The sequence below is a fragment of the Mycobacterium sp. genome, assembly GCF_965229265.1.
Classification (GTDB): Bacteria; Actinomycetota; Actinomycetes; order Mycobacteriales; family Mycobacteriaceae; genus Mycobacterium.
This window is the reverse complement of record NZ_CBDDIY010000003.1, coordinates 1-10,562: the sequence shown is the minus strand read 5'-3', so window position 1 is coordinate 10,562 and position 10,562 is coordinate 1. Positions and strand designations below refer to the sequence as shown.

Below are 10,562 nucleotides of genomic sequence, written 5' to 3'. Positions count from 1 at the left end.
AATCGGCTTGCGCCCACGGTGATCATGACCGGCTCGGAGGCCGAACTCCTCGACGCCTCTGGTCAGCACGTGTGGTCACTGGCCGACGCCAATACCGATGCCGGCACACCCGAGATGCACCGAGAAATGATGGGCACTGGCAGCCTCGGTCCACCCCGCAGCCTGCCTGTTGTCATCGAGGGCCGTCAGGTCGGCACCCTCGTCGTCCGCGTTCCCCTGGGGGCAATCCCCACCGTGGACAGGGAATTCCGCTCATCGGTCAACGGGCTGTTAGCGGCGGGCGCACTGGCCGCGGCGCTGGTGGCGTTGGTGGTGGGCGTCTATATCGCACGCCGCGCTACCGACCCCATCACCGAACTCACTCGCGCCGCAGAGGATCTGGCAGCCGGACACCGCGACCGGCGCGTCACAACCGTGCCTCGCAACGAGATAGGGAAGCTGGCAATAGCTTTCAACACGATGGCCGAACACGTTGAAAAGGAGGATCAACTGCGCCGTTCTTTCACCGCGGACGTTGCCCACGAATTGCGCACGCCGCTGCAAATCCTGCGTAGTGAACTCGAAGCCGTGCAAGACGGCATCCGCCAACCGACCGACGATGTCATCGCGTCACTGCACGACGAAACCCTGCGCCTGACTGACCTGGTTGCCGACCTGGAAGCGCTCGCCTCAGCCGATGCTGCGCCATTCACCCTTGATCGCCAACCGATTTCGCTAACTGGTGTCGTCGCCGACTCCATCGCGGCACTCGACGGCAGGTTCGGCGAGGCCGGTATAGCGTACGCACCGACCTCGACGAGGTGTGGGGCCGATGCAGATCCGGTGAGGGTGGCGCAGGTCGCCACCAACCAGCTGACCAATACCATCAAGTTCGTGCCGGCAGGCGGAACCGTCACCATCACCCTGCACGAGGCCGACGGGTGGGCCGAACTCGCCGTCACAGACACCGGCCCCGGCATCCCGGCCGAGGACTTGCCCCGCATCTTTGATCGCTTCTACCGCAGCCGTACTGCCCGTGCCGACGGTTCCGGTATTGGACTGGCGGTCGTCGCCAACTCGTCAATGCCCACGGCGGCGCCATCACCGCACACAGCGCCCCTGGCCAGGGCGCAACCTTCATCACCCGATTGCCAGCCTTGCCGCACGATCGTGGAGTCTCGCCGTGACGGGCCGAACCGCGGCACGTCGGCTGACTGTGCACACTTGAGCGAATCTTTATCGAACCTGTATCAATTCATCGCGTTCACGCGATCAACCTTGGAGTGACGAGAGGCGATCCCGTGACATGGCCCGGCTGGCCGCTCGCGGCATTGCTGCTGGCGGTGCTGTGCGCTGGGGTCGTCGGAGGACCGCTGGCCATCTTTCGCTCTCGATAGCCGGCGACCGTCTGCTATCAATGTACGTAGGACATCCGTAGATCGAAGACGAGAGGAGCGCACAAGTGCGCACACTGAGGATCATCATCGCCGCGGCGGCGGCACTGGGGCTGGCAGGCCTTGGCGCGCCGACGGCAACCGCGGCGATGGATAAATGTCCCCACCAATTCGGGTCCCACCAACGGCTGGCGGACGCCGATGGCACCGTCGTGCAGGAGTGGACCGTGACCGATCTGCGAAAGAGCGCCGACCCGGCTCCGGGATATCCGCTGGCCGGACAGCTCTGGGAGGCAACAGCATCGGTGCACGCGGTGTCGGGAGCCGTGACTCCGATCATTCCGAGCTTCCAGGCCATGTCGAGCACCGGCGACCGGTACCAGGTGTTGTGGCAACTTGCCAGTCCCGCCGGTATCTCGGGTGCCACCATCGGTCAGGGCCAGACATCGACTGGCAAAGTGTACTTTGATGTCACCGGCGCGGACCCCGTCGGGGTGATGTAATGTGGGCGGTGGACCACGACCGGTCATGATGTGGTGCGACGACGCCGCGATGATGTCCATGATGGCGATGATGATGGACGACTGCGCCTGCTGCTGACGATAGTAGTGATCCTGCCTCACCTGACGTGTCGTGATCCGGCCGGCGGTCTGAACGGTGGAATCGATCTGTCCAGGACCGATTTGGTTCATCGGAATTGACTCGAGGACGCCTGCTGGGTGATGGCGCCGTCAGGTGAGTGTGGGGTGTCCATCGGTTGACGGTTCTGCGCCACGCTGGCCTGGCATGCGACGAACACGCCGATCACCAGAACCGCCGCCGCTGCCGCAGCCACCATCCACGCCAGCATCCGCGAACGTCGACGCCTCCGACTCGCCTGCACCAGTAGGTCATTGAGTCCATGGGGATCAATCGATGCGATATCTTGTGCACCGCGCGCTGGGCCCTCATCGAGGACCCACATGTCGTCGAGGCTCAACCGGCGCAGCAACCCCGGCAGGCCGCACAACTCATCGACTGCCGGGCCGGCACGAGGCACACGTGTTCAAGTGCTCTTCGAACTCTCGTCGATCAGCGCATGACAGCGAGCCCAGCACATAGGCGGCGTCCCACAGTGCATACTCATCGTCCACCGGGCGCACGAGCGGGGCCTCCGCATCGTTCATTTCCACCTTCCAGACCTTGCGTAATGGAAACGATGTGCAGGACGGCCCAGTTCAATCGGGCGCACCGACTATCTACTAGTGTTGCCCGTGGTCCCGGAGCGATGACCGCGCGTCAGTACCGCCGACGATTGTCCACGTCAACTTGAATGCACCGAGTCGGTGCGAGGCAACACCAACGTGAGCCACGGCTGTCTTAACCTCAATGCCCAGAATGCTCAAATGGTTCTACGAATTCTCTCGGCCCGGCGCATCGTCGAGGTCCGCAACACCGGTGGCGAACGCTGTAGCCCTGGCCAAATGGCGACCGGAGCGTGCCATGGGAACAATGGCTGGGAGGCAGCGCGCTGCTCTGATGGCCGCCGCGCTGGTCGCCGTCGGCGGGGTCATATCCGTGGCACCGTGTTGGTGACGAACTGATCCCTCATCCAGCCGATGAACACCGACCACGTTCCCGTCACTAGGGCGATGCCGACCACGATCAGCATGATGCCGCCAACGATTTGGATTCGCCGACTGTTGCGCCGTACCCATCCCAGCCAGCGCGTGGCCATTGAGGAGCCGACGGCCAAGCGCGACGAACGGAACGCCAAGCCCGAGGCAATAGGCGACGATCAACATCACCCCGCGCGCCGCCGTGGTGCCTTGTGTTCCGGCCGCGACGGATAGCACGCCGGCCAGCGTCGGCCCGAGGCACGGTGTCCACCCTAGGCCGAATGTCGCCCCGAGCAGCGGCGCACCGAGGATCCCCGCGACGCGGCGCGGCTGGAATCTGGTGTCGCGCTGCAGCATCGGGACAAACCCGATGAATACCAGGCCCATCAGGATGGTGAGCGACCCGCCGATGCCTTGCAGCAAGCGCTGATTGAGCGTTAGTACTCCGATCAGCCCGAACACCGACGCAGTCCCGGCCACGAACACAACGGTGAACCCAGCGACGAACAGAAGAGCCGCACCAGCTAGGCGCCACCGGCCCACGGGAGCAGCGGATGCGCCGGGGGTCGACACGTCGCCGCCGGAAATACTCGCGAGGTAGGACAGGTAGCCCGGTACCAATGGTACGCAGCACGGCGATGCGAACGACACCAGGCCGGCCAACGCCGAGGCACCCAGCGCGAGTAGCAGCGGTCCCGATGCTGCCGCAGAGCCGAACGCGGCGCCGACGCCTTGGGCGAGCACCCTCACCGCTCCGCGGCGATGCGTTGCACAACCGGGCGCAGGTCCTCGGCCAGCAACGCCCGCAGGAACACCACCGCGACGCGGTGCCGGCGATCCAGCACCATCGTGGTCGGCACGACACTGGTCGGGTACCCCTTGCCAAGCGCGATCAGGCTGCGCATCGAGGGGTCAAAGATCGATGGGTAGGTCACCTTGCGGTCGGTGACGAAATCCTGTGCGGCGAAACGATCGTCGCGGACATCGATCCCGAGGAATTGGACCCCGAGCGGCGCGGTCTCGGCGAACACCTTCTCCAAGTCCGGGGTCTCGGTACGGCACGGCGCGCACCATGACCCCCAGACGTTGATCACGACCACCTTCCCGGCGAAATCGGACAGGTGGACCGGTTGGCCGGTCATCAACGCTGGGCCGGTCACGTCACCGATGGTGCCGCGAGCATCAGGCGGGTCGTAGAAGACGTCCGTCTTACCGCCGGGCGAGACGAACTCGAACGTGCCGCCCTGCACGACGGCGTCAGCCCCGCTGGCGCACCCGCTGATCGCGGCAGCGATCAGCACCACCCGCGACAACGGTGCAGGCGGTGCGGCGGTGCGGCATCGGATCCTCCAGTGACGATCATTCGAACACGACCTACGTGCGCTCGGTGGACGGAGGAGATCGATCATGAATCAGGGGTGGTGGGCGGTAGCGGCGTTGGCCTGCCCGATCGGAATGGGCGCAATGATGTGGATGATGATGCGTGGCAACCGCGGTGCCGCGATCGCCGAAGACAGCGAGGTCACGCGATTGCGAGCCGAGATCGACCAGCTGAAGTCCCGCCCGCGAACGCGAGATCTGATGAGCACCTGAGCAGCCGGACCTTGGTTTATTCGCTACCACTGCCCAGCTCGATCGGTACCCCAACGAGGGAGCCGTATTCCGTCCAGCTGCCGTCATAGTTCTTGACATCGGGATGTCCGAGCAGTTCGTGCAGCACGAACCAGGTGTGCGACGACCGCTCGCCGATGCGGCAGTAGGCGATGGTCGACCGCGATCCATCCAGACCGGCGTGGGCGTAGATGGCGGTCAGATCCTCGTCGGACTTGAAGGTGCCGTCGTCGTTGGCCGCTCTGCTCCACGGCACGTTGAGCGCACCGGGAATGTGGCCCGGGCGCTGTGCCTGTTCCTGCGGCAGGTGCGCCGGAGCCAGGATCTTGCCGGAGAACTCGTCAGGAGAAACGGACGTCCACGAGGTTCTTGATGCCGATGGCTCCAAGAACCTCGTCGCGGAACGCGCGGATCGATAGATCGGGCTCCTGGGCCTTGTAGTCGGTCGGGGCGAGCTCGATCACTTCGGTGGACAAACGGTCGACCGTCGAGTTCCCACTTCTTGCGGCCGCCGTCGAGCAGCTTGACCTTGTCGTGCCCGTAGAGCTTGAAATACCAATACGCGTAGGCAGCGAACCAGTTGTTGTTGCCGCCGTAGAGGACCACGGTGTCATTGTTGGAGATACCGCGCTCGCTCAGCAGCCGGGAGAACTGCTCGGCGTTGACGAAGTCACGCTTGACCGGGTCTTGTAAGTCGCTGCGCCAGTCCAGCTTGACCGCGCCGTCGATGTGCCCCCCGTCATAGGCGGTCGTCTCCTCGTCGACTTCGACGAAGACGATGTGGGGCCTGTCGAGATTGCTCTCGGCCCAGTCTGCTGTGACCAGGACATCGGCGCGAGCCATACTAGTTCCTTCCCTCGCTGTGAGTGTTGTTGATCGAAGTGGCACCCATTCCGCTTCTCGATATACCTATCGCCCTAGGTGCGGACGGTGACCCAGCCTTTAGGGTTTTCACGTTTCCGACGCTAGGGGCGGGCTGTGAAGGACCGATGAAGACGCGGTGTGCACCCGCTGTGGCCGGCCGCGTATCCGGACGGACGGTGTCGGCGCCCGGTGTCACCGCCAAGGGCTTGCCGTGTCCCATCTGTCATTTCAGTCGTGGTCTGGGTAGACGATGCGGCGGGTGACGAGATGCTTAGCGTCGGTGAGCTTTTCACTCGCGATCCGGCCGCGGCCATCGAGGGTGAGCTCGACGTCGATCGACGCGGCGGGATAACCCAACGCCAGCCTAATCGGCCAGCCGGGCGGCGACACTCGTACGGCGATCGGCGCGGTGCCGTCGGCGTAGGGTGCCTGCGACAGGAAGAACCCGGCCTCAATGTCAAGCCGTTCGGGCTGAGGAGCAGCCACACTGGTGTCGCTGGTGACCGTCTCGTAGACCGTGAGCAGGTCGGCGGCGCGGGTGGCTGCGACCGCGGCGGCGAGATCGTCGATGCCGGGCATCGGCGGCCAGGACACAATCACGGCCGTATCGCCCCCGGTCCACCCGATGGCCGCGGCGCGCAGGGAGAGCACATTGTCGGGCGCCAAGGCGACGTTCTTCCTCATCGGGAACAAGGTGGCAGCAGATCCCGCCGCAGCGCGGCGGATTGCCGATGCCGGTATGGAGATCGGTGGCCACACCTGGGAGCACCCGAATATGAGCACGATCCCGGTGGGAGACATCGCCTCTCAGCTTCGCAAGGGAACTGAGGCGATCGCAGCGGCGACCGGGCAGGCGCCGCAGTTGTATCGCCCGGCGGGTGGCTTGTCATCGGATGCGGTGCGCGCTGAAGCGGGCAGGCAGGGTCTGGCCGAGATCTTGTGGGACGTGATCCCGTTTGACTGGATCAACGATTCCGATACCGCGGCCACAATCTACATGCTGAAGACGCAGATTAAGCCCGGCTCGGTGGTGCTGCTCCACGACACCTATTCCAGCACTGTCGATCTGGTTTATCAGTTCCTGCCGGTGCTGATCGCCAACGGCTATCACATGGTGACCGTTAGTCATCTGCTGGGCCAGCGTGCGCCGGGCAGCAGCTACGGCAGTCGCGTCAACGGGCCACCGTCCAACGACATCGTGGACCTCCCTGCAAGTCGGATCCCCCCGTTGATGGGGACCCCTTCACCCAAGCCGGCTCCGAACTTGCCGATCACCGATATCCCGAACCAGAGTCCAGGTGGCCCGCCGTCGCAGTGACCCCTAGCGCTGGACAACCGGCACGGCCCTGGCACGGTGAGCGCGCCTGCATGACCTGAGTCGGGTGCCTGTTGGCAGTGCTCAACGGTGCGGTGGAAGAGGGTGCTGGCGGGGAGACTGAGCGCGCTGACCGCCACGGTCGCGACGAGGTTGGGAGGAGCTTAGACCTCGCTTGTGGTGGTCCCGGTGTGGCTGTTCCTGTCGCCCGAGCTGCGTTCTGTACCTGTGGGATTGGGATGGCCGTCTTACCTGCGGCGACGCCTCACCGCAGAGTCGGGGCTCGCCCGCAGGGTCTCGACCGCCGACGATTTGGCGGCGATCACGGTCACCGTTACCGCCAGACGGTTGATCGTGACAAAGGGATGCGTTGGGCTGCAGGCGGTGTCGCGATGCGAGGAGGGCTGTCAGGGCTGCGGGGTGCGGTCATGGTGGTCGCGGTCCGCGGGGTTGTGGTCGCCCCGTGACCTCCGTGGCCAGAGCCCATCATGAAGACCATCATGGCCGGGCAGACCAGGACAGCCAGCGCGATGAGGACAGTGGTGGCCGATGCCCCGAACGTGATCGCTGCGACGATCGCTGCGGCGGCGATTGCGATGTACCCCAGCAAGTACTTAGGCATAGTTGGCGTCCTTTCCTGAAGGTGCTGTGATCCAGCGTGCGCGATCGGTGTGGTGAGCGCTATGGGTCGTGAGTCACCGTGGGCCGGGACCAAAGTCATTGACCACCACGGCGGGCCCAGATGTCATTACGATGCGTCTTAGTAGAGGATGGTGTGACGTCTGAGGGATCGAGAGCCGATGAGATCGATCGACACGGTTGCCCGGCAGGGGCAGCACAGCGAGGGGCCTGCCGCGGCGGCAACTAGTCTGACGCGGGTGGACCGGACGCAGCCCAGATTGGCTGGCCCTGGCCGGCCCGCGGCAGTCGTGGCGGGCAGGCGGTCTGGGTAATGTCGGATGCGCAGCATTACCGCCGCATCGCCGATGCTCTGGCTCGCCATGGTTTTGGTGCGTTGATCGGGACGGCGGGTATGCAGCGTTGGGTGCCGCTGCATCATGGGTTTCTGGGTCATGAGCGCCGCGAGCAGCCGTATTCGACCCCGGAGCATCTGCGCGTGGAGCTCGGAGCGCTCGGCCCGACCTTTGTCAAGTTGGGGCAGGTGTTGTCGACCCGCCCGGATCTGTTGTCTGCCACCTACCGTCAGGAGTTGGTGGCGCTGCAAGACGATGCGACGCCGGTGGCTGCGACACAGATCAGTGAGGTGATTCATTGCGAACTGGGCGGCCCACCCTCGGCGGGTTTCGCATCCTTCGATCTGGAACCGTTGGCTAGTGCGTCGTTGGGGCAGGCGCACGCGGCGACACTGCACGACGGTACGGAAGTGGTGGTGAAAGTCCGCCGCCCCCGCGTTGTCGAGCAGGTCGAAGAGGACTTGGAGCCATTGCGCAACGTGGCTGCGCGGGTCAGCTGGCTCGAGGCCACCGGCCGCCGACTGGCATGGGCGGTGATCCTCGCCGCAGTGATCCGCACCCGCGCCGACCTCGGATGGCACAGGCGAGCGCACCCAACACCCCCGGACCTCAGGACGCAGGTAATGGCTCACGCACAGTACCGAGGACGGCCGCGACGGCCTGGTGGCGGCTATCAGTACGGCGGGGCGACAAGGTGTTCGTCACGTGGCGCGGAGGTGGTTACTACGAGGGTCGGAAGGAACATGATGCTAGGGAGCAGACAGACTCGGGCGGGAAGTCCGCCCGCCGCCGCGGGCGAGGCGAGCCGATGACCGACGCCACGGCGGTGCTGGACGTGCAGGGGTTGGTGTGGGCCACTTCTACCGCAGTCATCGAATCGGCTTTGCTGCGACGCCCGGGGGTGTCGGCGGTGCAGGCCAATGCCGTCAACCAAACCGCCACCGTGGTCTACGACCCTTCGACCACATCAGTGGCTGAGTTATCGAAGTGGGTGCGCGACTGCGGCTTTCACTGTGCGGGGCGGTCAGTTCCCGACCATGTCTGCGATCCGATGTCGGAACCGGCCAGCCAGCCAGCACAGCACGCACCGGCGGCTGAGCATGGCCCGCACGCCCACGGCGCTGCACCGCAACGAGCCCCTCAGGAGGTGATGGGGCACGGCGGGCACGCAGGGATGTCGATGGATGCCATGGTCCGCGATATGCGTAACCGGTTTCTGGTCGCGCTGGTGTTGTCCATCCCAATCATGTTGTGGTCGCCGATGGGCCGCGACATGTTCGGCTTCACCGTTGCGGCTCCGTTCGGGATGCGTGACGACGTGTTCACCTTGTTGCTGAGCCTGCCGGTGGTGTTCTACTCGGGCTGGATCTTCTTCGATGGCGCCTGGCGGGCGTTGCGGGCCCGGACGCTGGACATGATGGTGCTGGTTGCCGTCGCCGTTGGGGCGGGCTGGCTCTATAGCGTCGGGGTGACATTGACCGGCGGGGGTGATGTGTTCTACGAAGCGGCCGCGGTGCTGACGACTTTTGTGCTGCTGGGGCATTGGTTCGAAATGCGCGCTCGCGGTGGCGCCAACGAGGCGATCCGCACGCTCTTGGAGTTGGCCCCGCCAATGGCCGTCGTCGTGCGTGAGGGCGAGACGGTCGAGATTCTGACCGCTGAGGTCCTTGCCGGCGATCTGCTGCTCATTCGGCCCGGTGCCAAGATTCCAGTCGACGGCACAGTCGAAGACGGCACGTCCGAGGTCGACGAGTCGATGGTGACCGGGGAGAGCCTTCCGGTGCACAAGTCCGAAGGGTCATCGGTGATCGGTGCGTCGATCAACACCACCGGAACTCTGCGGGTCCGCGCCACCAAGGTCGGATCCGACACGGTCCTGGCGCAGATCGTGGCGATGGTGCAGGAGGCGCAGAACTCCAAGGCACCCGGGCAGCGTCTGGCCGACAAAGCCGCATTCTGGCTGGTGCTGGTGGCACTGCTCGGGGGAACGGCAACCTTCCTAGTGTGGTGGGTGGTCGGAGCGGGGGTTCAGACGGCGCTGTTGTTCGCCATCACGGTGGTTGTCATCACCTGTCCGGATGCGCTGGGCTTGGCCACGCCCACAGCGATCATGGTGGGCACGGGCTTAGGGGCAAAGCGGGGTGTTCTGTTTAAGAACGCCACCGCCCTGGAGACCTCAGCGCGCATCGATACCGTGGTGATGGACAAGACGGGCACGTTGACCAAGGGTGAACCGGAGGTCACTGATCTGGTCGTCGAGGGCATAACCGAAGACGATCTGTTGGCCCTGGTCGCTGCGGTGGAGACTGAGTCCGAACACCCCTTGGCCGCAGCGATCGTGCGCTACGCCGCTGATCGGGGCATCAGCCCGGCCTCACTGACGAGTTTCCGCAATGTGCCGGGGCAGGGCGCCATCGCGACGGTGGCCGGCCGAAAGGTGGCGGTCGGAAACCGCAAACTGATGCTCGAGGAGGACGTGGACTTCGCGGATATGATGACCCGCCGCGACGAGTTGGCCTCCACTGGACGCACGGCGGTGCTGGTGTCCGTCGACGGTCGCGGTGTGGGGGTGATCGCGTTGGCCGACGCTGCTCGGGAGACCTCGGCCGCCGCCGTCACCGCCTTGCACGAGTTGGATGTGCAGGTGGTCATGCTCAGCGGCGACAACCAAGCGACCGCCAACCGCATCGCCGATCAGCTCGGCATCGACACCGTCATCGCTGAAGTCCTGCCTGGGGACAAGGCCGCCACGATCGCCCAGCTGCAACAGCAGGGCAAGAAGGCCGCCATGGTGGGCGATGGCGTCAACGATGCCCCCGCGCTGGCG

10 protein-coding genes and 5 pseudogenes are annotated in these 10,562 nt (G+C 65.1%); 8 read left to right on the top strand and 7 right to left on the bottom strand.

The window, feature by feature from the left end; all coding sequences use genetic code 11:
* Both ADBZ9K_RS00270 and ADBZ9K_RS00265 read left to right on the top strand, forming a co-directional pair.
* Positions 1-1,266: sensor histidine kinase (locus ADBZ9K_RS00270; protein WP_526617684.1), on the top strand; the 1,266-nt coding region annotated here is incomplete at its 5' end.
* A 175-nt stretch (positions 1,267-1,441) separates the two neighbouring features.
* Positions 1,442-1,973: pseudogene (locus ADBZ9K_RS00265) on the top strand (DUF1942 domain-containing protein).
* Between the two features lie 88 nt (positions 1,974-2,061).
* Here the strand turns inward: ADBZ9K_RS00265 and ADBZ9K_RS00260 are convergent.
* Both ADBZ9K_RS00260 and ADBZ9K_RS00255 read right to left on the bottom strand, forming a co-directional pair.
* Entirely contained in the window at positions 2,062-2,223 is a 162-nt protein-coding gene (locus ADBZ9K_RS00260) for a hypothetical protein (protein ID WP_526617683.1), read from the bottom strand.
* Positions 2,224-2,383: 160 nt separating this feature from the next.
* Positions 2,384-2,539, bottom strand: coding sequence for a zf-HC2 domain-containing protein (locus tag ADBZ9K_RS00255; protein ID WP_526617686.1), 156 nt, complete (start codon positions 2,537-2,539; stop codon positions 2,384-2,386).
* Positions 2,540-2,698: 159 nt separating this feature from the next.
* On the opposite strand from ADBZ9K_RS00255, the pseudogene ADBZ9K_RS00250 reads away from it, so the two are divergent.
* Positions 2,699-2,892, top strand: a pseudogene (locus tag ADBZ9K_RS00250) (L,D-transpeptidase family protein); the annotation flags it as partial.
* A 30-nt stretch (positions 2,893-2,922) separates the two neighbouring features.
* Here ADBZ9K_RS00250 and ADBZ9K_RS00245 read toward each other — a convergent pair.
* Both ADBZ9K_RS00245 and ADBZ9K_RS00240 read right to left on the bottom strand, forming a co-directional pair.
* Positions 2,923-3,721, bottom strand: a pseudogene (locus ADBZ9K_RS00245) (cytochrome c biogenesis CcdA family protein).
* Positions 3,718-4,284, bottom strand: a complete 567-nt coding sequence (locus ADBZ9K_RS00240) for a TlpA family protein disulfide reductase (RefSeq protein ID WP_526617682.1) — start codon at positions 4,282-4,284, stop codon at positions 3,718-3,720. Before ADBZ9K_RS00240 ends, ADBZ9K_RS00245 begins: the two are co-directional and overlap by 4 nt.
* A gap of 94 nt (positions 4,285-4,378) precedes the next feature.
* Between ADBZ9K_RS00240 and ADBZ9K_RS00235 the strand changes: the two genes are divergently transcribed.
* Positions 4,379-4,564: a hypothetical protein gene (locus ADBZ9K_RS00235; protein WP_526617681.1), complete on the top strand. Its 186-nt coding sequence runs from the start codon at positions 4,379-4,381 to the stop codon at positions 4,562-4,564.
* A gap of 16 nt (positions 4,565-4,580) precedes the next feature.
* On the opposite strand, the pseudogene ADBZ9K_RS00230 reads toward ADBZ9K_RS00235, so the two are convergent.
* Both ADBZ9K_RS00230 and ADBZ9K_RS00225 read right to left on the bottom strand, forming a co-directional pair.
* Positions 4,581-5,425 (bottom strand): annotated as a pseudogene (locus ADBZ9K_RS00230) (sulfurtransferase).
* A 249-nt stretch (positions 5,426-5,674) separates the two neighbouring features.
* Complete coding sequence (locus ADBZ9K_RS00225) at positions 5,675-6,130, bottom strand: hypothetical protein (RefSeq protein WP_526617689.1); 456 nt, start codon at positions 6,128-6,130, stop codon at positions 5,675-5,677.
* Between ADBZ9K_RS00225 and ADBZ9K_RS00220 the strand changes: the two are divergent.
* Positions 6,096-6,764, top strand: a pseudogene (locus ADBZ9K_RS00220) (polysaccharide deacetylase family protein); the annotation flags it as partial. The gene ADBZ9K_RS00225 and the pseudogene ADBZ9K_RS00220 overlap by 35 nt on opposite strands.
* Positions 6,765-7,095: 331 nt before the next feature.
* Here ADBZ9K_RS00220 and ADBZ9K_RS00215 read toward each other — a convergent pair.
* Complete coding sequence (locus tag ADBZ9K_RS00215; protein ID WP_526617685.1) at positions 7,096-7,260, bottom strand: hypothetical protein; 165 nt, start codon at positions 7,258-7,260, stop codon at positions 7,096-7,098.
* Here ADBZ9K_RS00215 and ADBZ9K_RS00210 point away from each other — a divergent pair.
* The 3 genes from ADBZ9K_RS00210 to ADBZ9K_RS00200 form a co-directional block, all read left to right on the top strand.
* Positions 7,250-7,402 carry a hypothetical protein gene (locus tag ADBZ9K_RS00210; RefSeq protein ID WP_526617688.1) on the top strand — a complete coding sequence of 51 codons (153 nt, stop codon included), beginning with the start codon at positions 7,250-7,252 and terminating at the stop codon, positions 7,400-7,402. The two genes, ADBZ9K_RS00215 and ADBZ9K_RS00210, sit on opposite strands and share 11 nt — an antisense overlap.
* 311 nt (positions 7,403-7,713) lie before the next feature.
* On the top strand, positions 7,714-8,547 hold the full coding sequence (locus ADBZ9K_RS00205) for an AarF/UbiB family protein (RefSeq protein ID WP_526617680.1): 834 nt from the start codon (positions 7,714-7,716) through the stop codon (positions 8,545-8,547).
* The coding region (locus ADBZ9K_RS00200; RefSeq protein ID WP_526617679.1) for a heavy metal translocating P-type ATPase at positions 8,544-10,562 on the top strand (2,019 nt) is incomplete at its 3' end. The genes ADBZ9K_RS00205 and ADBZ9K_RS00200, both read left to right, overlap by 4 nt.